24 protein-coding genes are annotated in these 23,372 nt (G+C 62.7%); 13 read left to right on the top strand and 11 right to left on the bottom strand.

The genetic code is table 11. The annotated features are described in order from the left end of the window. Window positions 1-156 precede the first annotated feature (156 nt). Window positions 157-2,277, bottom strand: a complete 2,121-nt coding sequence (locus tag WA070_RS21210; protein WP_422635893.1) for a TonB-dependent receptor — start codon at window positions 2,275-2,277, stop codon at window positions 157-159. Window positions 2,278-2,578: 301 nt separating this feature from the next. Between WA070_RS21210 and WA070_RS21205 the strand changes: the two genes are divergently transcribed. From WA070_RS21205 to WA070_RS21195, 3 genes are read left to right on the top strand one after another with little or no spacing between them, the layout of a single operon-like run. Further along, window positions 2,579-3,799 carry a methyltransferase domain-containing protein gene (locus tag WA070_RS21205; RefSeq protein WP_422635892.1) on the top strand — a complete coding sequence of 407 codons (1,221 nt, stop codon included), beginning with the start codon at window positions 2,579-2,581 and terminating at the stop codon, window positions 3,797-3,799. Between the two features lie 7 nt (window positions 3,800-3,806). After that, a complete protein-coding gene (locus WA070_RS21200; RefSeq protein WP_422635891.1) occupies window positions 3,807-4,160 on the top strand; it encodes a hypothetical protein in 354 nt (117 codons plus the stop codon). Beyond that, window positions 4,157-5,734 (top strand): FAD-binding oxidoreductase, encoded by a 1,578-nt coding sequence (locus WA070_RS21195; protein ID WP_422635890.1) that lies wholly within the window; start codon window positions 4,157-4,159, stop codon window positions 5,732-5,734. Before WA070_RS21200 ends, WA070_RS21195 begins: the two co-directional genes overlap by 4 nt. Here the strand turns inward: WA070_RS21195 and WA070_RS21190 are convergent. Together WA070_RS21190 and WA070_RS21185 are read right to left on the bottom strand one after the other, a co-directional pair. Next, window positions 5,731-6,231 carry a VOC family protein gene (locus WA070_RS21190; RefSeq protein ID WP_422635889.1) on the bottom strand — a complete coding sequence of 167 codons (501 nt, stop codon included), beginning with the start codon at window positions 6,229-6,231 and terminating at the stop codon, window positions 5,731-5,733. The genes WA070_RS21195 and WA070_RS21190 overlap by 4 nt on opposite strands. Beyond that, a complete protein-coding gene (locus WA070_RS21185; RefSeq protein WP_422635888.1) occupies window positions 6,228-6,926 on the bottom strand; it encodes a hypothetical protein in 699 nt (232 codons plus the stop codon). Before WA070_RS21185 ends, WA070_RS21190 begins: the two co-directional genes overlap by 4 nt. A gap of 45 nt (window positions 6,927-6,971) precedes the next feature. On the opposite strand from WA070_RS21185, the gene WA070_RS21180 reads away from it, so the two are divergent. From WA070_RS21180 to WA070_RS21170, 3 genes are read left to right on the top strand one after another with little or no spacing between them, the layout of a single operon-like run. Then, window positions 6,972-8,048 (top strand): VOC family protein, encoded by a 1,077-nt coding sequence (locus WA070_RS21180; RefSeq protein ID WP_422635887.1) that lies wholly within the window; start codon window positions 6,972-6,974, stop codon window positions 8,046-8,048. Beyond that, entirely contained in the window at window positions 8,045-8,803 is a 759-nt protein-coding gene (locus WA070_RS21175) for a maleate cis-trans isomerase family protein (RefSeq protein WP_422635886.1), read from the top strand. The genes WA070_RS21180 and WA070_RS21175 overlap by 4 nt, the downstream gene beginning before the upstream one ends. Before the next feature lie 18 nt (window positions 8,804-8,821). After that, the gene (locus tag WA070_RS21170; RefSeq protein WP_422635885.1) at window positions 8,822-9,736 is read left to right on the top strand and encodes a polysaccharide deacetylase; all 915 of its coding nucleotides are present in this window, start codon (window positions 8,822-8,824) and stop codon (window positions 9,734-9,736) included. A gap of 35 nt (window positions 9,737-9,771) precedes the next feature. On the opposite strand, the gene WA070_RS21165 is transcribed toward WA070_RS21170, so the two are convergent. The 3 genes from WA070_RS21165 to WA070_RS21155 are packed head-to-tail and all read right to left on the bottom strand — an operon-like array spanning window position 9,772 to window position 12,289. Beyond that, window positions 9,772-11,136 (bottom strand): MmgE/PrpD family protein, encoded by a 1,365-nt coding sequence (locus tag WA070_RS21165; protein WP_422635884.1) that lies wholly within the window; start codon window positions 11,134-11,136, stop codon window positions 9,772-9,774. Beyond that, the gene (locus tag WA070_RS21160; protein WP_422635883.1) at window positions 11,133-11,954 is read right to left on the bottom strand and encodes an SDR family NAD(P)-dependent oxidoreductase; all 822 of its coding nucleotides are present in this window, start codon (window positions 11,952-11,954) and stop codon (window positions 11,133-11,135) included. Before WA070_RS21160 ends, WA070_RS21165 begins: the two co-directional genes overlap by 4 nt. After that, entirely contained in the window at window positions 11,951-12,289 is a 339-nt protein-coding gene (locus WA070_RS21155) for an REDY-like protein HapK (protein ID WP_422635882.1), read from the bottom strand. The genes WA070_RS21160 and WA070_RS21155 overlap by 4 nt, the downstream gene beginning before the upstream one ends. Window positions 12,290-12,422: 133 nt before the next feature. On the opposite strand from WA070_RS21155, the gene WA070_RS21150 reads away from it, so the two are divergent. Genes WA070_RS21150 through WA070_RS21140 form a run of 3 tightly spaced genes read left to right on the top strand, consistent with a single transcriptional unit; the run spans window position 12,423 to window position 15,410 of the window. Continuing rightward, window positions 12,423-13,646, top strand: a complete 1,224-nt coding sequence (locus WA070_RS21150; protein ID WP_422635881.1) for a class I SAM-dependent methyltransferase — start codon at window positions 12,423-12,425, stop codon at window positions 13,644-13,646. After that, a complete protein-coding gene (locus WA070_RS21145; RefSeq protein ID WP_422635880.1) occupies window positions 13,646-14,005 on the top strand; it encodes a hypothetical protein in 360 nt (119 codons plus the stop codon). The genes WA070_RS21150 and WA070_RS21145 overlap by 1 nt, the downstream gene beginning before the upstream one ends. A 7-nt stretch (window positions 14,006-14,012) precedes the next feature. Further along, on the top strand, window positions 14,013-15,410 hold the full coding sequence (locus WA070_RS21140; RefSeq protein ID WP_422635879.1) for an FAD-dependent oxidoreductase: 1,398 nt from the start codon (window positions 14,013-14,015) through the stop codon (window positions 15,408-15,410). Here the strand turns inward: WA070_RS21140 and WA070_RS21135 are convergent. Both WA070_RS21135 and WA070_RS21130 read right to left on the bottom strand, forming a co-directional pair. Then, window positions 15,403-15,702: a hypothetical protein gene (locus tag WA070_RS21135; RefSeq protein ID WP_422635878.1), complete on the bottom strand. Its 300-nt coding sequence runs from the start codon at window positions 15,700-15,702 to the stop codon at window positions 15,403-15,405. The genes WA070_RS21140 and WA070_RS21135 overlap by 8 nt on opposite strands. A 30-nt stretch (window positions 15,703-15,732) precedes the next feature. Continuing rightward, on the bottom strand, window positions 15,733-16,665 hold the full coding sequence (locus WA070_RS21130) for an MFS transporter (RefSeq protein WP_422635877.1): 933 nt from the start codon (window positions 16,663-16,665) through the stop codon (window positions 15,733-15,735). 188 nt (window positions 16,666-16,853) lie between these two features. On the opposite strand from WA070_RS21130, the gene WA070_RS21125 reads away from it, so the two are divergent. From WA070_RS21125 to WA070_RS21115, 3 genes are read left to right on the top strand one after another with little or no spacing between them, the layout of a single operon-like run. Further along, on the top strand, window positions 16,854-18,446 hold the full coding sequence (locus WA070_RS21125) for an FAD-binding oxidoreductase (protein ID WP_422635876.1): 1,593 nt from the start codon (window positions 16,854-16,856) through the stop codon (window positions 18,444-18,446). Continuing rightward, window positions 18,443-19,447 (top strand): zinc-binding dehydrogenase, encoded by a 1,005-nt coding sequence (locus WA070_RS21120; RefSeq protein ID WP_422635875.1) that lies wholly within the window; start codon window positions 18,443-18,445, stop codon window positions 19,445-19,447. The genes WA070_RS21125 and WA070_RS21120 overlap by 4 nt, the downstream gene beginning before the upstream one ends. A 23-nt stretch (window positions 19,448-19,470) precedes the next feature. Next, entirely contained in the window at window positions 19,471-19,995 is a 525-nt protein-coding gene (locus tag WA070_RS21115) for a DUF3598 domain-containing protein (protein ID WP_422635874.1), read from the top strand. 39 nt (window positions 19,996-20,034) lie between these two features. Here the strand turns inward: WA070_RS21115 and bla are convergent, their stop codons facing one another. After that, window positions 20,035-20,958, bottom strand: coding sequence for a subclass B3 metallo-beta-lactamase (gene bla / locus WA070_RS21110; RefSeq protein ID WP_422635873.1), 924 nt, complete (start codon window positions 20,956-20,958; stop codon window positions 20,035-20,037). Beyond that, window positions 20,955-21,680 carry a hypothetical protein gene (locus tag WA070_RS21105; protein ID WP_422635872.1) on the bottom strand — a complete coding sequence of 242 codons (726 nt, stop codon included), beginning with the start codon at window positions 21,678-21,680 and terminating at the stop codon, window positions 20,955-20,957. Before WA070_RS21105 ends, bla begins: the two co-directional genes overlap by 4 nt. A 144-nt stretch (window positions 21,681-21,824) precedes the next feature. Between WA070_RS21105 and WA070_RS21100 the strand changes: the two genes are divergently transcribed. Then, window positions 21,825-22,712, top strand: a complete 888-nt coding sequence (locus WA070_RS21100; RefSeq protein WP_422635871.1) for a VOC family protein — start codon at window positions 21,825-21,827, stop codon at window positions 22,710-22,712. A 4-nt stretch (window positions 22,713-22,716) separates the two neighbouring features. On the opposite strand, the gene WA070_RS21095 is transcribed toward WA070_RS21100, so the two are convergent. After that, complete coding sequence (locus WA070_RS21095) at window positions 22,717-23,370, bottom strand: hypothetical protein (RefSeq protein WP_422635870.1); 654 nt, start codon at window positions 23,368-23,370, stop codon at window positions 22,717-22,719. Window positions 23,371-23,372: the final 2 nt, after the last annotated feature.

Here is a 23,372-nt window from a genome sequence, read left to right as displayed (position 1 = left end):
AAGCATTTCGGGCAGGGCGCGCAACGCACCGTTTGTCCGCGCTGCGGAGAGTGAAGCAGCGTTCGACCGGTAAAATATGACATCGATCAATATGAAAAAGGGGAGCCTGCCGGATCTGGCAGGCTCCCCTTCATCGAGCGCGTTGGTCAGGGGCGATCAGAAGCTATAGCGGATCGTCCCCAACACCGTGCGTGGGTCGATCGCAAAGCGTGGCTGGATAACGGAAAAGCCAAAGCCAGTTTGCCAACCCTGTTCCTGCAGCAGGTTCTTGGCCGTCACCTGCACCTTCCACTGGCCCAGCTCATAGCCGACATAGCCATTCAATATGTCCTGCTTGTCGATCCATCCAATCATCGCATTGTCGGGCGTCGAATAATAGGAATCGCGCAGGCTGTAATCGGACCCGAAGATCAGCTTGCCCGGTCCCACCGGAATGTCGCCGTCGAAGCCCATATTGACCTGATATTTCGGGAAGACGGGCAACTGCTTGCCGATGAGCGAGCCGATGCTGCCGTTATATTTGCCCTTGTTGACCGACCCATTGCCCCACAGCGTCAGCCCCGGCATCACGCGCCAGGACAGTTCGGCCTCCAGACCTTTAAGCGTCGCGTCATAATTCTCGACCAGAAAGCCCCCGTCATTGGTGTTGACCGGCTGCTGACGATCCTTGATCTTGTTGTAGAAGGCCGACAGATTCACGCGCACTTTGCGTCCAAACAGGTCGGACTTGATTCCCGCCTCATAGGCTTGGGTGATCTGCGGCTTGAACGGCTCGGACAATTCCGTGGCGGTCGAAGCAAGGCCGTTATAGCCGCCCGACTTGAAGCCTTCGCTATAGGACGCATAGGCCAGAATGTCCGGTGTCAGCTTGTAGTTGATGCCCAGCTTCGGGGTGAAGCGATGATAGCTGTTGGCCAGCAGGACTGGCGTGCCGCCGATCAACGCATTCAACCGCTTGTCGTCGATCGTGTAACGACCCGCGCCGATCAGGGACAACTGATCCGTCAGGTTGAAGGTCAGTTGCCCATAGCCAGCGAAGCTGTTCGTCTCGATATTGTAGATCGTCCGGCTGGGGGTGAAGAAGATCGCCGAATCGACGGTCTGCCCAGCTTTTTCATTGAAATAATAGATGCCCGCAACATAATCGATCAGCCCGTCGATCGCGCTGCCGGTCGCCTGCAATTCCTGACTGAACTGATGCTGGTTGCCGCCCGCTGTCCGGTCGAACAGCGCGAGCGGCGTCGTGCCGGGCAGGCCCAGGAAAGATGGCGGAACCCCGCCCGAAAAATCCTCGGTCCAGCTTTCCTTGAGTTCCGAATAGGCCGTGATCGACGTCAGCTTGCCACCGGGCATGTCCGCCGACAGGCGCAGCGTGCCGCCATATTGTTCAAGTTTGGTGGCCGAAAGCGTGGGCGACAGCACGGTGCGGTAGGAGCCGCTGACCGGCACGATCCCACCGCTGCTATCGATCCGGGTGGAGACGGCATATTGGCCGTCCGACCTGCCATGCATATAATAGCCAGTCAGGCGCCCTTCGACCGTATCACCAACATAGGCGATGTCGCCCTGCACGCCTTCGAAACTTTCCTTGCCGACTTTGCGGTCGAGCGTCGCATTATATTGGCGACCGCCGTCGCGTGCGCGGACCATGCCGTTGAGCGACGCGCGCCAGCGGCCATCGGCCGAAAGCGGACCAGTGACGTATCCCTTGGCCCGGCGCTCGTTCCAGCTGCCATAGCCAAGCTGGGCAGACCCGCCGAATGTGTCCTGCGGGGCTTTTGTAATGATATTGACGGCACCCGCCGACGAATTGCGGCCATAAAGCACGCCTTGCGGGCCGCGCAGCACTTCGATCCGTTCCAGTTCGACGAAATCGAGCATCGATCCGGCCAGACGCGCGCGATAAACGTCATCGACATAGATCGCGACTTCCGATTCGGACGTTACGAACGCGCCGTCCGTGATGCCGCCCCCGCGAATGAATGGCTTGAGACCAGCAGTGCCGCCCGTGACGCCATCGAACTTCACGTTGGGCGCCATGCGGTTGAGGTCCATGGGCGATTGAATCTGGAGGCGGTCGATCGCTTCGCTGCCGATCGCGGTGACGCTGACCGGTACATCCTGAAGCCGCTGGCCGGTGCGCTGGGCGGTGACGGTGATTTCCTGAAGCATACCGGCATCGGCCTGCTGCTGATCATCCTGCGCAAACGCGGGTATGGAACTGCTGGCGATAACGGTCATCACGGCCAGGGCCGACGTCGTTCGAAACAATGACATGAAAAAATGAACCCCTTTGAACGCAGATCGTGCGCGCATCGCGTGGCGGGCATCGATCGATCTTGTTCCCCGCCTGCTGCATGCGACGGTCTTTTGCCGTTCGTCATGCCAGTGTCATGAAGCACGCCATGTTGGCAGGCAGCCGTCAGCATTTCTGACGCCCGCTATCCGCCTGCCGGACAGTGCATCGGCGCCCATGCCTTAGCGCGTGCGGTCCATCTAGCCTCTTCTTGCTGTGCAGGCTCCGACAGTCTTATGATCCGGGCCAGCCTCAAGGGCGGTGCCGCCCCAAATGGAGATCATGGTCGTGCTCAATACCTTTCAGCAGGCGCCCCACGCGGCCTTGCCAAAAGCCAATCCGGAAGAGGCCGCGCGCCAGGAATTTTCCAAGAGCCTGAAACAGTTCGTCCAGCAGGGATTACTGCCCGGCCTTGGCCCCATATTCCGCACCCGCGCCACGCGCCGATTCGAACGGGAAGCGGGTCGCGCCCCCACCGATCGCCACGACATTCGCAAGGCGATGGTCCCCGATAGCTATTTCCAACATTATGCGGCCGTAAACCGGATCAGCCAGGAATTGCTGTGGGACGGCGTGATCGACAGCATTGATCGCGATCTCGATGGACTGCGCGGCCGCGCGGCGGACGCATCAGCGCAGAACAAAGGCGAATTGCGCCTGCCCAAGACGTTCGACGTGCCCCGCTATGTCAGCGCGCTCGACATCCACTGCATGCCGGGCGGCTATGCAGGGCACGGTGCAGGCAACGATCCGGCGCTGGGCGCACTCTATGATCGCGGCGTGTTCCTCTACGCGATGGGCTATACCGGGCCGGACAATGACGACATGGGCCGGTCGGTCTGCAACTATATCAAGCGGCGGCTGAACGGGTTCAGCCCCACGCGCATCCTCGACATGGGCTGCACCGTCGGCCATTCGACGCTGCCTTATAAGGAATTATTCCCGGACGCGGAAATCTGGGGCATCGACGTGGCTGGCGCGCAGGTCTGCTACGCCCATGCTCGCGCTGGCGCGATGGGACTGGATGTCAATTTCGCGCAGATGAATGCCGAACAGGTCGATTTTCCGGACAGCCATTTCGACCTGATCGTCAGCCATATCCTGCTGCACGAAACGTCAGGCAAGGCGATGCCGCAAATCTTCAAGGAATGTCATCGCCTGCTGTCGCCCGGCGGCTACATGATCCATGCCGACCTGCCTCCATTCGACCTGATGGACCCATTCACGCAGTTCATCCTCGACAATGAAACCTATTATAACAACGAACCCTTCTGGGGCGCGATGCGCGACATGGATCAGGTGAAGCTGGCTGTCGATGCGGGCTTTCCGTCCGACACGATCCGGTTCGACACCGCGCCCATGGCGGTGATGGAATTCGCGGCCAGCGCAGCGGCTGGATATAGCCAGGACGCCGTCGACAGCGTCGCCGAACGCGATTTCACCGCTGGTGAATTTGCCCCCGGCGGCGGCTGGGAAGTGCTGATCGCGCAAAAGGCCGCATAAGAAAGACATGACGATGACCGAAACGATGCAGCGCAGCGCGCGGGGCAAGCGCCCGTCCTTCTACGAAACCCCTGCGCTCGACCAGATGATGTCGATGATCATGGTGCTGGCGAGCGAAGTGTCAGTACTGGCCGACCAGATCGACGGCATGCAGCGCGTTGCCGCCCTCAACGGACTGGACCTGAAAGGCGGGCTGGAGACGCTCGACCTGGATCAGTCCGCGCTGGAAGAACGGGAAGCGCGGCGACAGGCGATGCTCGGCCGCCTCTTCTACCTGATGCGCAAGGAAGCAGACGAAGCCACCGCCAGCGAAACGAGCGAAGGCTATGCCAAGGTGATCGCAGAGATCGCGCAGGGATGAGCGTCGCCTTCGCACCAACATCTTCGGTCCTCGCGGAACTGAGCGGGATCGTCACCAACGCCAACATCTTCACCGGCGACGCCCTTTTACCGCTTGCGACCGATGTTTATCGGCAGGGCGTTCTGCCGATCGCCGTGGTCAGGCCGCAGAGCGTCGAACAATTGCAGGCGATCGCCAAGATCGCGGCGGCGCACAGCCTGCCGATCAGCGTGCGAGGCGGCGGAGCATCCTATACCGACGGCTATATCGCACGCGACGCCGGGCAATTACTTATCGACATGGGTGCGCTCGACCGCATCGTGGCGATCGATGAGGTGAACGGCCATGTCACGGTCGAGGCAGGCGTCACCTGGGCGACGCTGCGCGACGCGCTGGCGGCAAAGGATTTGCGGACGCCCTTTTGGGGGCCGTTTTCCGGCCTCGCCGCGACGGTCGGCGGATCGATGTCGCAAAATACGATCAGTCACGGGTCGGGCGCTTATGGCATCTCCGCTGATTCCGCGCTGTCGTTCGACATCGTGACCGCAGACGGTGCCTTGCTGCGCACCGGCACGGCGGCGGCGGGCGCGATGCCGTTCATCCGGCATTTCGGGCCGGACCTGACCGGATTGTTCACCGGCGATTGCGGCACACTGGGCATCAAGGCGCGGATTACCCTGCCCGTGCTCAGTCGCAAGCCTGCGCATCACCCGATTTCCTTTGCCTTCCCCGACTTTCTGTCCTTGCACGAATCGATGCGACGCATCGCGCTGGAGCGGATCGAGGATACGCATTTCGCGCTCGACGCGGCCCTGTCACAGGGCCAGATTGCGCGGCAGGACAGGGCCGGGGCGTCCATCGACATGGCGCTGTCCATCGTCAAAAGTTCGCCATCCCTTATCGCCGGGATCAAGCAGGTGGTGCATGCCGGGCTGTCCGCGCGCAAGGTGATCGGCAGTTCCGCCTATATGACCCATTACATCGTCGAGGGGTTCGACGATGCCGAAGTGAAGGCGCGCCTGCACCGGCTGCGCCAACTGGTCGCCGGGTTGGGACGCGAAATTCCCGCGACCGTCGCGGCGGTGGTGCGGGGCATGCCCTTTGCGCCGCTGTTCAATACCTTGGGTCCAGCGGGCGAACGTTGGGTGCCGCTGCACGGTATCCTTCCCCATAGTGCGGTGCCGGGGTTCGACAAGGCGTTCCAGGCGTTTCTGGCCGACCGAACGGCAGATATGCGGCGGCTGGGCGTATGGACCGGCGGCATGTACGCCACCGTCAATTCGGGCGGCTTCCTCTACGAAATCGCGATCTACTGGCCTGACGAGATTACGGCTTATCATCGCGCAAATGTGCCCGCCGACTATCTGGCAAACCTGCCGGTCTATCCCGCCAATGCCGAAGCGCGCGATTATGTCCACACGCTCAAGAGCGACATGACCGACCTGTTCGTCGCCCATGGCGCGACGAATTTCCAGCTCGGCCGCGCCTATCCCTATGCCCAGCGCCTCAGCCCCGAACCCTTGGCTCTGGTTCGGGCGATCAAGGATGCACTCGATCCGGATGGTCGCCTGACTCCGGGGGGATTGGGGCTTTAGGCTCCTTCCCTCTTTGTCTCTTCCTGTTCTGCCGGATCGGTTTCGACGAGATTGAGCAGGATGCCGTCGGGGTCTCGCAGGCACACCTCCTGCTGCGCGCGATGCGGCATCACGAACAATTCGGGTTCGGGCGACCAGCTTGCGCCCGCCGCGCGCAGGGCGGTCAGTATGTCCGCCATGGATCGTACATAAAATACCAGCGCGACCTCACCGATCCGGGCCGGACCGGTCGCCATCGGCACGGCTTCGGGGGCAAGCGCCGGATCGATCAGAAACAGGCCGATCATCCCGAAATTAGGGCCGCCGCTCTTGACGATCCGCACCGCCAGCGGTCCATGCGCGGCAAAGCCCAATATGGTCGACGCCGACGGATCGGTCAGCACGCCTTCATAATAGACGTCCGCAAAGCCCAGCGCCGCATAGAAGGCCGTCGCCCGATCGAGATCGCGCACGAAGATGGTCCCGCGGATCAGCGCAGAAACGGAACGCAGGGTCATGGGAAGACCTCTTCTGTGAAGGCGGCCAATTCATAGGTGGTGGGCACTTGGCTCCACCGCATGACGAGGAACAAGCAATCCTCCTGCCGCACCCACAGGTCCGCCGTTGGCCAGTCATCCCGCCAGCGCAACTGATAATGGCGCGCGGCAAAATCGCCTGCCAGCACATTGATGTCGCAGGTGCCGATATAGGCGACGTTGATACACACCGGACACGCCCCGACCGCTTCGTCGCCATTGGGGGATATGCTGTTGGTGATCGCTTCCACCGGCATGAACACGCCCGGCTGCTCTGTCCCGCGAAGCTGCACGATCAACGCATCGCCCTGAAGCGGATGAACGCCAAGATAGCCGAGCGGCCTGTGGGTCGGAATGATCTGGCTTGGCATCGTCGCGCCCGCAATCCGCCCCTCTACCCACACGGCGTCGGCCTCTACCGCGAACCACAGCGCCGCGTCCTCACGCCCTTCGCGCACCAGCCGACAATAGCCATCGCATGGCCGCCAGTCCCGATCCATCGACAGGCTGACATCCCGCAACAGCGCCACATCGTCCAAAACGCACAAGGCCCGCAGGATATGACCACCCTCATGGCTGGAAAGATCGAACTGCTCATGCCCGACCTCGCTGCCGTCGGGCGCACGATAGGCGATGCGCCCGGTCAGGCGGCGGGTCAGGGTGGATGGATAGGTCATAGCCGAAAGCTAGCCACCGCCCAGACGTACCACGCCCGCCAAATCATGCTGACCGACAGGCGACCATCCCTGCGCGTTCCGGTTCCGGTGCCGCGCAGCAGCGCCATTGTCCCCATCATTACCAGCGGCTGTTTTAAGGGAAATATCGTGTCGGGGATGCTCGAAATGCTGTGGAGCGTGTTCGACATCGATCGCGCCTGCGCGGCGCTGGTCGATGTCGCTGGCTATGTCCGCACCGACCTGCCCGACGCAGGCCCGGATCAGGCCGCTGCGTGGGGCTTGCCCGACAGCCGCGCCCGCATCCGCCAGTCGCTGCTGACCGCGCCGTCCGATCCGGGCAACGCCCTACGGCTCGTCTGTTTCGAGGGGCGCGAACGGGTTCTGATCCGACCCAGCCAGCGGACATGGGACACCGGCGGAATATTCGACCTCGACATCTTTTCCCGCGACGCCCGCGCCGCCTATCGCGCGCTGGTGGAGCGGCACGGCTGGACCGCCTTTGGCGAACCGGTCGATTATGTGCTCGGGCATTTCGACGTGACGCAGGTGGTGGCACGCGGCCCCGATGGCATCGTGCTGGCCATCATCGAACCACGACAGCATAGCGAAGTGCCGCTCCCCCCGCCCGGCGCACTCTCGCGAATCTTCAACGCGACCCAGATCGTGCGCGACATGGACGCCGCCATCGCCTTCTTCACCGACATATTGGGCTGGCGCGTCACCATGGCGATGGACATCGACGATGCAGTGGAGCCTGGTGCGGGCGTGCTGGGCCTGCCCATGCCTTATGCGCAGACGGTGCGGCGGCGCATGGCGATCGTCCATCCCGACGGCACCAATGACGGGTCGGTCGAGCTGTTGCAGATCGACGGGCTGCACGGCCATGACTATGCCGCCCGCGCGACCGCGCCGAATATAGGGCTGTTCGCCGCCCGCTTCCCCGTAACCGACGCGGATGCCACCGCCGCCGCGATCGTCGCGCGCGGCGGGACGCTGCACTGCGCACCCTGCGACGTCGCGATCGCGGGCATCGGCCACACACGCCTGTTCGCGATACGCACGCCCGAAGGCGCGATCCTTGAATTTTTCCAGATCACAGACACCGAAAGGCCCATCCCATGACCGACTCGCTTGGCCACCGCATGAAATTTGCGGTGGTGGCCCCGTCCACCAATACCAGCGTCGAACCGGAATATGCCGCGATGCAGCCGCGCGGTGTGACCAATCATTTCTCGCGTATCGCCATCCCCGACACGCGCGTGACGGACGACGACAGCTTCGTGGTGATGCTGGAAAATATCCGTGCCGCCACCTTCGACGCGGTCGATGTGTCGATGTCGATGGAGCCGGGATGCGTCATCATGGGTATGTCGGCCGAAACATTCTGGGACGGTGCGGAGGGTGCGGACCGATTGCACAAGAAGATGCTGGAGCGTACCGGCGGCGTACCGGTCATCATGGGATCGACCGCCGTGGACGCGGCGATCAAGGCCTATGAAAGCGAAACCGGCCCGATCAGGAAGATCGGCATCCTGACCCCCTACGCGCCCGTGGGCGACGCCAACGTCAAGAAATTCTTCGAAGATCAGGGCTATGAGGTCGTCCATATCATCGGCCTGAAATCCCCATCGCCGATGATGATCGCGCATGAATCCAAGCAGACGTTGAAGCGCACCGCCATCGCCGTGTCCGAAGGCGTCGATGCGATCATCCAGGCGGGCACCAACCTGGCCTTTGCCGAAGTCGCCGCCATCGCCGAATTCTGGCTGGAAAAGCCGGTGATCGCGATCAATACCGCTACCTATTGGCACGCACTGCGTTCGATGGGCATTCAGGACCAGATGGACGGATTCGGCACGCTGCTGAGCCGCTTCTAAGCATAAGGGTCGTACGACATGGACTATGATTATATCCCCCTTCCCCAGCGCAAGCCGCTGGTATGGCCCAACGGCGCGCGCGTCGCGCTGATCCTGACGTTCAATCTGGAAACCTGGGATCTGACGAAGGATACCGACAAGCCCTATTATGCCGGTGGCCCATCCATCCTGCCCGACATCCTGCCCGGCAACACGCCTGATTTCCCCAACTTCACCTGGCGCGAATATGGCCAGCGGGTCGGCATCTGGCGCCTGTTTGACCTGTTCGACAAGCTGGGCGCGAAGGCGAGCTGCACCACCAACGCCGTAACGTTCGAACGGCGCAAGGCGATGACCGACGCGGTGCTGGAACGCGGGTGGGAATTGCTGACTCACAATTGGGAACAGGGCGAACTGCTCACCAATTTCGCGGGCGATCCGGCCAAGGAGCGCGAAGTCGTGTTGCGCACGCTCGACCAGTTCGAAAAATTCACCGGCCGCAAGTCGAAGGGCTGGCTCTCCTCCTCGCTGCGCGGCACGTTGCAGACGGCGGACATCCTCGCCGAATATGGCGCGACCTTCTACTGCGACATCATGAACGACGATCAGCCCTATCTGCTGAAAACGCCGCATGGCCCGATCGTGTCGGTGCCCTATTCCAACGAGATCAATGACTTCACCTTCATTACGCGCAAGAATTTCACCACCGATCAGTTCGCACAAGCGCTGATCGAGGAACTGGACGTGCTGTATGAAGAAGGCGCGACCAGCGGGCGGATCATGAATGTCGGCCTGCATCCGCATGTGTCGGGCCGCGCGCATCGCATCCGGGCGATCCGGGAATTTATCGAACATGCCCAGTCGCTACCCGGCGTGTGGTGGGCGACGCGGGAAGAGATTGCCGAATGGTATCTCCAGAACCATGAAAGCCACATTCCCGGCCAGCTTGGCTGAACCACTCAAAGGGGAGCGGCAATGCTCCCCTTTTTTTACGCCGCGCCCATGATACCGGTGGCGCGCAGACTGGCTAAAGCGTCTTCGCTATCATCCAGTCCGGCAACCGCGTCGATCAATGGCTGATGCGCCGCGGCAAGACCGCCAAAGCTGAGACAGCCTAATGCCTTGGCATCATGTTGCTGCCGTGTCAGCGGCCATTGCGGCGACCCCAGTTGAGCGTCGATCGCCATCTCCACGCTACGCCCATCCGACAGCCGGGCCAATGCCCGCGCAGGCACGAAGGCCGCCGGATCGGGATTGCCGTCGTTCACGACCGTGATGCGCGCCGCCAGCGCCAGCAGCGCCGGATCGTCCAGACTTTCACGTCGAAAATCGGCCAGCGCCACCGTGCCGCGTGTCAGCGTCACAGCGATGAGCCACGGCAGGCACAAGCGCGCATAACCCGGTTCCATGTCGGGCTTGGCCGGGCGACCGACGAGACGATGGATCAATGGCGGCGCATGATAGGCCAGCCGATCCAGCAGTTCAGGCCGCAGCCCCTGCTTGGCCATCAACTGCTGCGTCGCGACGATACCGCCATGCCCCGCACGCCCGGTAGGGAACGGCTTCCAGCTGACTTGGGCAATAGCATGCCCTCGTGCCAACAGCGCCAGCGCGGCAGGCAGGTCGTGGCTCACCTCCTGCAACGCCAGATAGCCGAAAGGCCCGTCGATCGGCGCGGCGACGCCCGGCATGCCAGCGCGGGCAAGGTCGATCGCGACAAGGGAGGAGCGCGCCGCATTGGCGACCTGCACCGGCAAAGCAGGCTTGCCCTCGACATGCGCCTGCATCGTGCCCGAAGCAAAGGCGAGCGCATGACCGAACGGATCAAGCGCCTGTTGCCGGTCCATCCGCCGCATCCGGACAATGGCGGCGACACAACCGAATATGCCCGCCGTAGCAGGCCGGAAAAAGCTGAGCGGCCCCGTCGCGGCTAAGCCCAGTGTGACGGCGACATCCACACCCGCGACGATCGCGGCGAGGAAATCTCGGCCTAAGACGGGCGCATCCCGCTCCGCTTCCGCCAGCAACGCGGCCAGCACTGTCGCCATCGGATGCAGCACGGCGGGTTCATGAACACAGTCATATTCCTGCCCATGGATCTGAAACGCATTGACGAAGGCCGCCGATGCGGCAGGCAGCATCACGCCGGGCCGACCAAGGACGGAGGCAGCGCCCCCCTCTCCCCATCCCTGCGCCATCGCCAGCACCGCGTCGGCATGGGCGGCGTTGCGTCCGGCTACCCCAACGCACAGGCTGTCGTGCAGGAAGGTGCGAACCGCATCCTGCACCGCGCCGGGCGTAGCGTCCCAAGTGACGCCCAGCGCATGATCGATCAGCGTTTCAGACGCGCTCAATGCGGTTCCTCGCCACCCGACACGTTCATGCTTTCGCCAGTGATATAGATGGCTTCGTCCGAACAGAGGAAGGCGACGGCGCTTGCGGTATCGCCCGGCACGCCCGGACGCCCCATCGGAATACGTGCCGCCATGCGCGCCAGATATTCTTCGACCGAAATCCCCTGAAGCGCGGCGAAATGTTCGTTCTGCCACTGGCCAAGGCCCGTCGTCACATGGTTGGGGCAGACATTGTTGACGGTGATGCCATACCCTCCCAGTTCGATGGACGCTGACCGGACGAGGCCGACAAGGCCGTGCTTGGACGCAGTATAGGCCTGCGCATGGGGAAAGCCGGACTTGGCCGCCTGGCTGGCGATATTGATGATGCGCCCGCCATTGCCTTGCCCGATCATGATCGCCGCCGCCGCCTGAAGCCCGAAGAAAGCGCCGGTCAGGTTGACGTCGATCACCGCGCGCCAGTCATCGGCGGACACGTCCATCAGCGGCTTCATGATATAGCCGATGCCGGCATTGTTGATCCAGATATCGAGCGATCCATGGGTCGCCTGCGCATGCGCGGCGAGTGCGCGCACCTGATCGGGATCACGCACATCGCAAGGAAAAGTCGAACCCGGCGTTGCAAGCGCAGCGGCGATCCGCATCATCTCGTCCATGCCACCGATCATGCCGTCGGGCGTGGCGGCATCGCGCGACGCGCCGACGTCGGATATGACGACCGCTGCGCCTTCGTCCGCCAGCCGCCGTGCGATCGCCTCGCCCAGGCCGCCCGCCCGTCCCGATCCGGTGACGACTGCGGTCTTGCCCGCAAACCTCATGGATGGACCTGCTCGGTCGTCAGGAATGTCACGTCAGCCATGTCCTGAAAGGCGGCGGCGACCGCCTGCATCCTGTCGGTCGCGGCGTCGCGCCCGAACTGCTCCATGTCATCGACATCGATAATCTCGACATATTGATAGGGCGGGGTCGCATCTGTGCCCAGTTGCCCGGTCGCGCGGAACAGGTCGAAACGGCCAATCGAAGGCAACGCATTGACCGTCGGCAGATCGACAGTGCGCGCCCATTGTTCATAGCTTTCGACGGAGATACCGGGCTTCAGGTTCAACAGGGCGATCAGGCGCATCATGTCATCCTCGCGATAAGTGGGTGACACGGGTTAGCGCGCGGCACGGCCCGCGCGCAGTGACCGCATGCTTTTGTCCGCGAAGCGGTGATACCGCGCCATCGCCTTGCCCGAAATCGCCGACCCGCTCTGATACGGCATCGACATATGTAATGAGGAAGCCGTGGTGGACGAGACCCCCAGCAACGATCCAGCCGCTCAATATGACGGCCCGCCGGACTATCGTGTCGTCGGCCGGCACGCCCTGTTCCCGCAGATGGGGCATGACGAGATCGAACGGATCAACTTCCTTGCCCAGATGAACCGCCACCTCGCCGCGCGGGTCGTGCCCGGCGTGAAGGCCGCCTATGACCAGCGTGTCGCTCCCCGGTTCGAGGCGGAACAGGGCCGCCCCATTGCCGACCGCCACGAAGCGCGCAAGGCGTTGCTCCGCGATCCCGCGTTCCAGACATGGTCGGCGCTGCGCCGCATGACGATGGAACAGCGGCAGCAGGCCGGGCGCTGGACCGTGATCCGCCAGCGCGAACGGCTGGCGCGTATCGCTGCCGAATTGACCGACGGCGACGATCGGCTCTCGCTCGATCCGTCTCTGTCCATTCCCCGCTATGTATCGGCGGTCGATCATCACTGTATGCCCGGCAGTTATCATATGCAGGCATTTCCTGGCGATATCGCCAATGGCGCCAATTACGATCATGCCGGGTTCGTAACGACTGGCGGCCTGCTGGGGAAATATTCCGACGGCGGCGGCCATGCTGTCGTCAAATGGGTCAGGCGCAATCTGCCCGATTTCAATCCGGGTACGATTCTGGAGATCGGTGGGACAGTAGGTCATAGCAGCCTGCCGCTGGCGCAAGCGTTCCCGGATGCCGACATGACGGTGGTCGATCTTGGCGCGCCCATGCTGCGCTACGGGCTGGGCCGGGCAAAGTCGCTCGGCGTGGACAATATCCGCTTCGTGCAGGCGAGCGGCGAGGATTTGTCGATCTTTCCCGACCAGAGTTTCGACTGGATCCAGACGACGATGTTCCTGCACGAACTGTCGACCAGCGCACTACGCAATATCTTCGCCGAAACGCGGCGATTACTCAAGCCGGGCGGGATCGTTCTGCATGTGGAACAACCGCAATATGCGCCCGGCATGCCCCTGTTCGAACAGGCAATGCGCGACTGGGACGCCTTCTACAACAACGAACCCTTCTGGAGCCGGATGCACGAAATGGACCTCGACGCCGCGATGATCGAGGCGGGGTTCAGTCCGCAAAGCCTGATCCATGGCGGCGTGACGGCGGTGGTCGATCGCGACCTGTTCCCCGATGCGCAGGAGGATGAAACGGAAGATTATGGCCGAAAGGCGGCCTGGCATGTAATCGGGGCGATGGTCTGATGAGCTTTGCGGATGCATTGAACGAAGCAGGTGCGAAACCTGCGGGCAAGCGACCCTATTTCCTGGAACCACAGGTCGAAAAACTATTGGCTCTCACTATGGGAATTGCGCAGGAACTGGCCGTCGCGCGGCAGCGTGTCGATACGCTCGAACGGCTGCTGGCGGCGAGGGGGATCGTGTCGGCGGCAGAGATCGAAGGCTTCGCACCCGACCCGCAGGCAGCGGCCGAGCGCGCCATGTGGAACCAGGAATATATCGCCCGCATCCTGCGCATCGTGCAGCAGGAAAACGAAGCGGCACTGGCCAGCGGCGACATGGCGTCCGGCGACGTCGGCGACGAAATAGCCACATCGGCATGATCGGGTCATGAACGACGATTTCGAATTCACCGTCCCCGTCCTGATCGTGGGCGGCGGCGCATGCGGCTGCATCGCGGCGCTGGCGGCAAAGGATGCCGGCGTCGATCCCCTGCTGGTCGAGGCCGACGCCCGGCCGATGGGATCGAGCGGCATGTCGCAGGGCTTGATCTGCGCGGCAGGCACGCAGGCGCAGGCCGCGCTGGGTATAGAGGATGACGCCGACACCTTCTTTGCCGACATCATGGCCAAGACGCGGGGCCAAACCGACCCCGTGATCGCCCGGACACTGGCCGAGCAATCAGGGCCGACGCTGGACTGGATGGTCGCGCGCCATGGCCTGCCCTGGGAACTCGATACCGGATTTCGTCCGGCCTATGGCAACAGCCGTTTCCGGGTCCATGGCTGGCGCGGGCATGGCGGTCAGGAGATGGTCGATCTGCTGCACCAGAAGCTGGCCGAAGAAGGCGTGGACGTCCTGCTGGAAGCCAAACTGGTGGATGTCATCGCGACCGACGACGGTCGGGTATTGGGCGTGGTCCTTGAACGCCCGGATGGATCGCAAGAGCGCGTGGGGTGCGAAACGATCATCTTCGCGGCAGGTGGCTTCGCCGCCAATCATGCGATGGTCGCGCAATTCATGCCCGACATGGCGACTGCGCGGAACAATGGTCATGAACGCAGCCAGGGGATCGCCATCCAGATGGGCGAACGCATCGGCGCGGCGCTTGGCGACATGGGCGCTTATCAGGGCTATGCCATGTTGACCGAACCGCAGGGCATTCCGGTCCCGCCGGGCATCCTCGTCGAAGGCGGATTAATCGTCAATTTGGCTGGCGAGCGCTTCACCGACGAGAGCGCCGACATAGCGGGCATGTGCCATCCGGTGATGGCGCAACCGGGCACGCATTGCTGGGTAATCTTTGACGCCGGGATCGAGGGGCGCTGCGCCTATATCCCCGAAACACAGGCGCTGATGGAACTGAACGCCGCCAAGCATGGCGACACGGCAGAAGCGCTCGCGCAGGCGATCGGCGTCGATCCCGATGCGCTGGAACACACGCTGGCGCAGGCGCATGCCGCGCAACGGGCAGGAGCGCCCGACGGGTTTGGCAGGGACTGGGGACAGGACGCCCCCCCAAAGGGTTCGCTCCGCGCACTCAAGGTCGTCGGCGCGATTTTTCATACGCAGGGCGGCTTGCAGATCGACGGCGCAGCCCGTGTGCTACGCGCCGATGGCAGCGCCCTGCCCAATGCCTTTGCCGGTGGCGGGTCCGCCCGCAGCGTGTCGGGACCGTCAAGCTGGGGCTATCTGCCCGCCATGGGGCTATGCACCGCCGTCACGCTGGGACGGATCGCTGGCGAGACGGCGGCGCGGCAGGTTCTGGCGCAGGCGGCACTTACTTAACGATCGGTTCTTCGGCAAAGACGCGATAGCGGCCCAGCAGCAGGAATGCGGCGGCGGCCAGCAACAGCATGACGAACGACGCCTTGAGCACCAGATCATAACTGCCGTGGGCATCATAATCCCAGCCAAACCCCAGCGGCCCGAAGCCTGAACCCATGGCGAAGAAGACATAGAGAATGCCATAGATGGCGGCATAACTGCGCAGGCCGAAATAGCGGGCTACGAAAAAGGCCATCACGTCATATTCGATGCCCAGCGCAAAGCCGATCAGGAAGATGGCAACCGCCGCCATGCCAAAGCCCAGGCCATCGATCGTGAGGAGCTAGCAGGACAGGCCGGGCAGCGACAGGATCACGAAGGCAACGGCGGGCGCCCAGAATCGGTCGAGCAGCCAGCCGCCCGCAATCCGCCCGATCAGTGCGGACAGGCCGATGATCGGGGTCAGGGCCAGAACCTTGTCGGCGGTGATCCCCTTGCTTGTCAGGATGACTTCCATGTTAGGCACCGGACCGCCCAACGCAAAGGAAATCGGCACTAGCGCGATGGCCAGCAGCCAGAACCGCCAGTCGCGAAACGCCTGACGCAGCGTCAGTCCACCTGGCGTCGTCGTGCGGACCACGGCATCGGGATGCTCGTCGGTGTCGCGGAACAGGAACCAGGCGACCGGCAGTGCGATCAGCAACGGCAGGAGGCCAAGACCGACATAAGCGCCGCGCCAGCCGAAATAGCCGATCAGCCAGCCGACATAGGGTTTGGAAAAGACGCCAAACAGACCTGTCCCCATCAAAGACAGGCCAAGCGCCAACCCTTTGCGCCGGTCGAACCAGTGATTGACCGCCTTGGTCCAGGTGATCGGCAGCGTCCCAGCGCCCAATATGGCGATCGCTGCCCAGCTAGCATAATATTGGACCAGCGACCCGGTCGACAAGCCGAGCGACATGAAAGCAAAGCCGAACAGGACCAGCGACGTCATCGCGACACGACGGACGCCGAGCCGTTCCGCCAAAATCCCGACCCCAGGACCTGCCCACAGGACCATCAGGGTCATGACGCTGATCCCGCCCATGATCTGGCCCATCGACCAGCCAAATTCCCGCGCCAGATGCGGCGCGAACATGCCCAGCGTGTAGAAGGGCATGGGCGAAAGACCCAGCCCAATGCCCAGCAACGATGCCAGCACCACCTGCCAGCCGCGCCGAAACTCGCCATAGCCTGACGCCGGGCGGCTGAGGGGTTGCTCCATGGCAAGGTGCATCGACGGCATATCCTTATATTCTGATCGACCTGAAATGGGCGCTGGTCGCAGGCTGCCCGCAACCCGGCGCGGATCATGATCCGCAGGGCGGATAGTCGCATGCGAGACGGCAGGAGGCGCCCTTCGCTTTCGTCATAGTCCTGCGATGAACGAACGGCCGTCCCCGGCCGACATAAGAGGATAGTCACATGCAGGCCGACGCTCCGACCGTAACGCCATTGAAGGGCCCGTTCGCCGCGATAGTCGGCGCAGAACATGTCAGCGACGATCAGGCGCGTCGTAAGCTGTTCAGCGAAGATGTGTGGGAAGCGAGCGCGCATGTCGCGATGCTGGTCGTCGCGCCGGGATCGACTCAGGAATTAAGCGCAGTGATCGCCGCCGCCCATGCGGCTGGCGTGGCGCTGGCCCCGCGCGGTGCGGGGATGAGCTATACCGGCGGCTATCTGCCCGCGACTGACAGCACGATCACGCTGGATATGACGCGCATGAATCGCGTCCTGCGCATCAGCCCCGACGACATGACCGTGACGGTGGAAGCGGGCTGCACCTGGCTGGCGCTGAACGAAGCGCTCGCCCCGCATGGACTGCGCACGCCTTTCTGGGGGCCGATGTCGGGCATCTATTCGACCATCGGCGGCGGGCTGTCGAACCTGAACGCCATGTTCGGGGCGGGTCATCATGGCACATCGAGCGAAAGCGTCATCGCCCTGACGATGGTGCTGGGCGATGGACAGTTGCTGCGCACCGGCGCACGCGGGCCGGATGGCGATACGCCCTTTTACCGCCATTATGGCCCCGATCTTGCCGGGCTATTCTGCGGCGATGGCGGGGCGCTGGGTATCAAGGCGGAAGTCACTATGCGGCTGATGCGGACCCCTGCGCATGAGGACTCGGCCTCTTTCTCCTTCAAGAGCGGGGAAGCGATGCTGAAAGCGCTGGCGGAAATGGCGCGCGCGGGCGTCGCGGCGGAAACATGTGGCTTCGATCCGGGCCTGACCAAGATCCGCATGAAGCGGATGTCGTTGATGAACGACGTCAAAACGCTGGGGGCCGTGATCACAAAGCAGAAGTCGTTGGGCAAAGGGCTTATGGCGGCAGCCAAGATAGCATTGGGCGGGCGCGATTTCATCGAGGCGGACGATTATCCGCTGCACATGACGGCAGAGGGCCGGTCCAAGGAGGGCGTTGCCACCGACATGGCGACCGCGCGCGCCATCGCGACGCAGTATGACGGCGTGGAAATCGAAAATACGATTGCCAAGGTGATCCGGGCGATGCCCTTCCCCGCGCCCAATTCGATGCTGGGGCCGGAGGGGGAAAGCTGGGTTCCCGTCCATGGCCATGCATCCCTGTCCGACGCGCCCGCGATGTTCGCCGACATCCAGGCGCTGTTCGCGCAGATGGCGCAAGAGCTCGCCGCGCACGAGATCCACACCGGCTTCCTGTTCAGTTCGCTGTCCACCAATGCAATCACGATCGAGCCGGTCTTTTTCTGGCCCCACGGTTATCGCCCCATCCATGCCTCTATGATGGAACCTGCTCACCTCGCCCGGCTCAAGCAATTGCCTGAAAATCCTGCTGCGACTGCTGTCGTGGCCAAAGCGCGCGAAGCAGTGAAGACGATCGCTGCGCGCCATGGCGCGGCCCATTTCCAGATCGGACGTGCCTACCCCTATCGCGAGAGCCGGGACGATGCGTCGAAAGCCTTGCTCGATGCGATCAAGGCTGTGGTCGATCCGGCCCGTCAGTTCAATCCGGGCGCATTAGGCTTCGACGCATGAGCCAAACCTATGGTGCGATCAGGCTGGAGCGTATCGCCGAAAACTTTCGGGCGGGCGCAGACATCGTGCAGTCGCCACTGACGCTGCCGGGACCGGGCGAGATACGGGTGCGCAATCGCCATTGCGGGATCAACGGCATTTTCGATACGCAGATCGCACGCGATCTGGTCGATTATGTGCCGATCAAGCTGCCGACTTTTACCGGGGTGGAAGCGATCGGCCTGGTCGATGCCGTGGGCGATGGCGTGACTGGCTTCGCCGTCGGCGATGCGGCCGTGACGGTGCGCTTCACCGGTGGCTATCGCGAAGCCAATGTCGGCGCAGCCAGCCAGTTCGCCAAAGCACCTGCAGTCAGCCGTGATTATCTGGCACTGGCATCGACTGGCGTGTCAGCCTTGCTCGCGCTGGAGCGGATCGGCGAAGTGAAGGATGGGGAAACCGTCGCTATATCTGCTGCTGCTGGGGGGCTGGGCCATCTGCTGGTGCAACTGGCGTTGCTGCGCGGATGCCATGTCGTTGCGGTATGCGGAGGAAAACGCAAATGCGATTTCGTCGCTGCACTGGGCGCACAGCGCGTCATCGATTATCGCAGCGAAAATGTCGCAACGGTGCTGGCGGCGGAATATCCCAAGGGGATCGATGTCGCCATCGATACGGTGAGCGGCGGCATATTCGATGCCTTTCTCGCCAACATCGCCTATCATGGGCGACTGGTGGTCGGTGGCGCGGCGTCCGATCTGGAAGGACGACCCGAAGTCGTGACCGCCCCGCGCATCGCGCATAGCATCTATTATAAAGGCGCGTCGGTGCGCGGCTTCATGAACGGGCTTTTGACGCCCTATTGGGATGAGGCGCGCGAACGTTTGTTCCGACTCTATGCCGATGGCCGCATTGCGGTCACTTTCGATGACGTCCCCTTTGCAGGATTGCCCGGCATTTATGACGCGATCGAACGGCTGCTGTCTGGGCAGTCGATGGGCAAGGTGGTCGTCGACCTCTGAAGGCCGACATTCGGGAGGCAGATATGGCAAATAAATCGTCGCAACCTGGTATTCGCGAGGCGATGCCTCTGTTGGTCAGGCATGAAGGTATTTGGGAAGGCTGGTATCGTTATTATGATGCCAAGACCGGCCTGCTGACCGACCAGCATCGCTCGCGTCTCTATTGCCGCCTGACCGGCGAGATCGGCCGTGAGGAATATCACCAGACCAACCATTATTATTGGGACGACGGACGCACCGAAGTGCGCGATTTCCCCGCATGGTATGAAGAAGGCCGCATCTGGTGGGACAATGACCTGATCAAGGGTTGGGCAGCGGCGATGCAGCCGGACGATTATAATCGCTCGACCTGTCTCAACTGGACCCGCCACAACGAACCCGACATCTATCTGTATGAAATGATTCAGGCGAACGACGACCACACCAAGCGCGCGCGGACATGGCAGTGGTTTCGTAATGGCGAATGCTACATGCGCACGCTGATCGACGAGACGCTGGTGACGCGCGACTGGCAGAATTTCGTCGATCCGGGCATGCCCAACGTCTGATATTGGCGGGAGCCGGGCATCGTCCCGGCTCCTGTCGGCTCAAGGAGCCTTGCCCGCTTCCTGAGCCAGTCGGGCCTCGAACGCGGCTTCATAACGGTCAGCAAGCATGCGGCATGTCCCCGGATTACGGTAGGCATCGTTGTCCGGCGCTGCCACCTGCCGGTCTCGCTTCGCTGCGCCGTCGGAATGTTCGGGGTGGCCAGTGATGAGAATGTCGCACGGCAGCGCGCGGATCATCGCTAAGGTCCGCCGGAATCGTTGCACGACGGCGCGATGGGCTGGATCGGCATAGCGATACTGGCCGTCGGTCAGGGAATTGAGGCTGGCGGCGAAGACCATCGATACACAATCCTGCCGCGCATCGCAGGATGTCCAGGTCCAGCTCATGCTGCCGGGCGTGTGGCCCGGAGACGCGCGCGCCGTGATGCGGACATTGCCCAGCTTTATGATTTCGCCATCGCGCACGACGCGCAGACGCTTCACAGGCGGATAAGCGAACAGTGTCGTGCGTTGCGGATCCTCCATGCCGCTATGTCCTGCGCGCAGGACGGCAGCAGCGGATGCGCTGGCCAGCACGGTGGCGCCGCTGTCCCGCGCGAGTGCGGCCAGCCCGCTGGCATGATCGTAATGCGGTTCGCTGCTCAGGATCAGCTTGACATCGCGCATATGGAAGCCCGCTTCCTCGATCGTCTTTTCAAGCAGCGGAACGCCCTGCGGCAGTCCGGCATCGATCAGGATCAGGCCCGCGCCGCTGTCTATCAGCACGATATTAAGGTGCGTGAAGCCCACCAGCCAGGTTCCACCATGAACCCGGACCGGAGTCTGCCGTTCAAGCCACAAGGGCGCGAGATCGGGGGCGACCGGACGGAGAAGCGGGTCCTCGCCTCCAGCCGTCGGCGTGGCCATGACGACCGACATCATGCCGATCAGCGCCGCCCCAATCGGGATACCCCAGTTCTTCACGAGCGGTCCAGTTCGACCAGTTCGTACCAGGTCTGCATATAACCGCCGACGCCGCCCTGGACGAAGATCGCATCCTCGTCCGCCGTGACCCACAGGTCATAGGCGGGATGCGCGCCCTTATCCGAAACCATGCCGCCCTGCTCGTCTGTGAAGCGAAAATGGCGGCAGGCGAAGGTGCCGGCCTGCACGGTCACCGTTTCCTCTCCGACATAGGCAAGCTGCATGTTCGCTTCAGCGATGATCGGCGGGGTCGCCCCGCGATGATCGGTCGATGGCAGAAATACGCGCAGATTGTGCGTGTGCGATCCCTTCGACACATCCACCTTCTTGGTGATATAGGCGTCTCCCTGGATCGGATGGGTGCCAAAGCCGTCATAGTCGCCGACGATCTTCATCGTCTGCGAAACGCGGCCAATCAATGGACCGTAGCTTTCGCACATCACTTGGCCGTCGCCCATGATGAACAGCCCCGCCCCCATGAAGCGATCGCCAATCGTCAGGCGGACAAAGCAGTCCATCGGCATGTCATTCTCATCCATCGCATAGACAATATCGCGAAGGACCGTGGGGCTGGGTTCCTCGATCTCGCATTGCGCGCGCAGGATCCGCTTGCCGTCGCCATGCACGGTGAAGGTGAACGTCTCACGCCCACGTACTTCGCCCATGCGGTCGGGTTTGCGCGACGTGTAGAGGATTTTGCCCGTGATGGTCCGATGCTGCATGGCCTGCCTTTCCTGCCTTTCCTGCGAAGAGAATTCGCTACGATGGTGGCAGAGGCACGTTCGGGGCCATGATGCGATGATCGACCTGACCGCACAGCAGCCATTTTGCCTGATGCCTTCCTTTCCTTCCGACATGGAGAACACATGAACCTGTTACGCTGCGCCACGCATAGCGTGGTCGATCTGGGTGCCGCCAAGGCGCGCTTTGCCGAGTGGCTCGATTATGCCGTGGTGGAGGAAGGGACAGTTCCTGCCGACCTCGCCGCCGCATGGGATGCGCCTGCGAGCGCCGGGCAGCGTTATGTCGTGATGCAGCCTGCGTCGGGCGCGGAGGTCTTCCTGCGCTTCGTGGAAGGCTACCCGGTGCCAGACTATCTGCCGATCCGCAGCTATGGCTGGGCCGCGATCGAGATTTGCGTGCAGGACGTGCTGGCCGTGAACGACCGGATGCTGTCGCCGCAATCGCCGTTTCCGGTGATCGGACCGCCGACCAAAATCGCCGGGATCGACAGCATCTATCCGATGCAGGTGCGTGGGCCGGATCAGGAGACGCTCTATTTCACGCAGATCACCACCGACGCGCCCGACAGCGGACTACCCAAGGCAGGATCGCTGATCGACAAGCTGTTCATCCTCGTCCTCGCCTGCGCCGACATGCGCGCGACCGCCGACTGGTTCGCACGGACGTTGAAGCTGGACCTCACGGATCCGATGGCGATCCGCTATTCGATGATCTCGCTCGCCTTCGGCCTGCCGATCAGCGACCTGCACGATATCGTCACCGCCAAATATCGTGGCGACGTGTTTCTGGAGTTCGATCAATATCCGCAAGGGACGGTCGAACGGCCGACGCAGGCCGGGGCATTGCCGCCCGGCGTGTCGATCTGCACTTTGGCCCATCCCGATTTCGAGAGCCTGGACGCGGACTGGTTTGCAGCGCCCGTCGTGCGCAATGGTGCGCTCTATGCCGGGCGGCGCGTGGGTGTGCTCAAGACGCCGGAGGGCGCGCTGCTGGAAGTGATGGAAGGCTGAAACGTCAGAGCGGCGTGGCGATGCCGAGCCACGTCGCGATCAGCAGCAAAATCCAGAGCGTGATGACCGACCGGCGCGCCCTGCTGTTGACCGACGCAATGGCAGCATCGGTCTGTGGCGTTGGGCCGGTCGTGACCATTTCGCGGAAGGCGACGAACAGCGGCACCAGTTGCCTGCGCACTACAAGGCCCAGGCTGATGCAGGTCGCCAGCACGATCAGCTTGAGCGCGATGAAGAGCGGCAGGTCGATGAGTTTGGCAAAGCCCGCGATGCCGATGGCGTAGAGGGCGATCAAGACGCACCAGCGGATCGCGATGTCGAGTTTCTTGATGGTCGTGCCGCCGCCATGGTTGAGGTGAACGGCCCAGGCGAGCGCCAGCCAGACGAGGCTGGCGAGGATTATCAGCGCGGTGATTTCCTGAGTGAGGACCAGCCATCCTTTCACTATTGCGAGGGCAAGACCGGTCGGTAATGCCAGGATCAGCATGGTGCGGGGGGCCATGTCGATATTGTTGAGGATCCTGAGCGCCATCTGGCGTTCGACCACGGTGCGTTTGGGGTCCACCATGAAAGCTGAGCTATAGAATGCGCCCAGATCGCCGCCCAGCCAATAGACAAGGACAAGGATATGCAGGAGGGTCAGCAGGGTGATGGCCACGG

Source organism: Sphingobium sp. (assembly GCF_049304695.1).
GTDB lineage: Bacteria > Pseudomonadota > Alphaproteobacteria > Sphingomonadales > Sphingomonadaceae > Sphingobium.
Note: the sequence above shows the minus strand (reverse complement) of the source record. Positions and strands in the feature narration are given on the sequence as shown.

Bases quoted from the DNA above. Each gene is read 5' to 3' on its own strand.
- WA070_RS21210 (WP_422635893.1), bottom strand. From the start codon at position 2,277: ATGTCATTGTTTCGAACGACGTCGGCCCTGGCCGTGATGACCGTTATC.
- WA070_RS21205 (WP_422635892.1), top strand. From the start codon at position 2,579: ATGGTCGTGCTCAATACCTTTCAGCAGGCGCCCCACGCGGCCTTGCCA.
- WA070_RS21200 (WP_422635891.1), top strand. From the start codon at position 3,807: ATGACGATGACCGAAACGATGCAGCGCAGCGCGCGGGGCAAGCGCCCG.
- WA070_RS21195 (WP_422635890.1), top strand. From the start codon at position 4,157: ATGAGCGTCGCCTTCGCACCAACATCTTCGGTCCTCGCGGAACTGAGC.
- WA070_RS21190 (WP_422635889.1), bottom strand. From the start codon at position 6,231: ATGACCCTGCGTTCCGTTTCTGCGCTGATCCGCGGGACCATCTTCGTG.
- WA070_RS21185 (WP_422635888.1), bottom strand. From the start codon at position 6,926: ATGACCTATCCATCCACCCTGACCCGCCGCCTGACCGGGCGCATCGCC.
- WA070_RS21180 (WP_422635887.1), top strand. From the start codon at position 6,972: ATGCTGACCGACAGGCGACCATCCCTGCGCGTTCCGGTTCCGGTGCCG.
- WA070_RS21175 (WP_422635886.1), top strand. From the start codon at position 8,045: ATGACCGACTCGCTTGGCCACCGCATGAAATTTGCGGTGGTGGCCCCG.
- WA070_RS21170 (WP_422635885.1), top strand. From the start codon at position 8,822: ATGGACTATGATTATATCCCCCTTCCCCAGCGCAAGCCGCTGGTATGG.
- WA070_RS21160 (WP_422635883.1), bottom strand. From the start codon at position 11,954: ATGAGGTTTGCGGGCAAGACCGCAGTCGTCACCGGATCGGGACGGGCG.
- WA070_RS21145 (WP_422635880.1), top strand. From the start codon at position 13,646: ATGAGCTTTGCGGATGCATTGAACGAAGCAGGTGCGAAACCTGCGGGC.
- WA070_RS21140 (WP_422635879.1), top strand. From the start codon at position 14,013: ATGAACGACGATTTCGAATTCACCGTCCCCGTCCTGATCGTGGGCGGC.
- WA070_RS21135 (WP_422635878.1), bottom strand. From the start codon at position 15,702: ATGGCGGCGGTTGCCATCTTCCTGATCGGCTTTGCGCTGGGCATCGAA.
- WA070_RS21130 (WP_422635877.1), bottom strand. From the start codon at position 16,665: ATGCACCTTGCCATGGAGCAACCCCTCAGCCGCCCGGCGTCAGGCTAT.
- WA070_RS21125 (WP_422635876.1), top strand. From the start codon at position 16,854: ATGCAGGCCGACGCTCCGACCGTAACGCCATTGAAGGGCCCGTTCGCC.
- WA070_RS21120 (WP_422635875.1), top strand. From the start codon at position 18,443: ATGAGCCAAACCTATGGTGCGATCAGGCTGGAGCGTATCGCCGAAAAC.
- WA070_RS21115 (WP_422635874.1), top strand. From the start codon at position 19,471: ATGGCAAATAAATCGTCGCAACCTGGTATTCGCGAGGCGATGCCTCTG.
- WA070_RS21105 (WP_422635872.1), bottom strand. From the start codon at position 21,680: ATGCAGCATCGGACCATCACGGGCAAAATCCTCTACACGTCGCGCAAA.
- WA070_RS21100 (WP_422635871.1), top strand. From the start codon at position 21,825: ATGAACCTGTTACGCTGCGCCACGCATAGCGTGGTCGATCTGGGTGCC.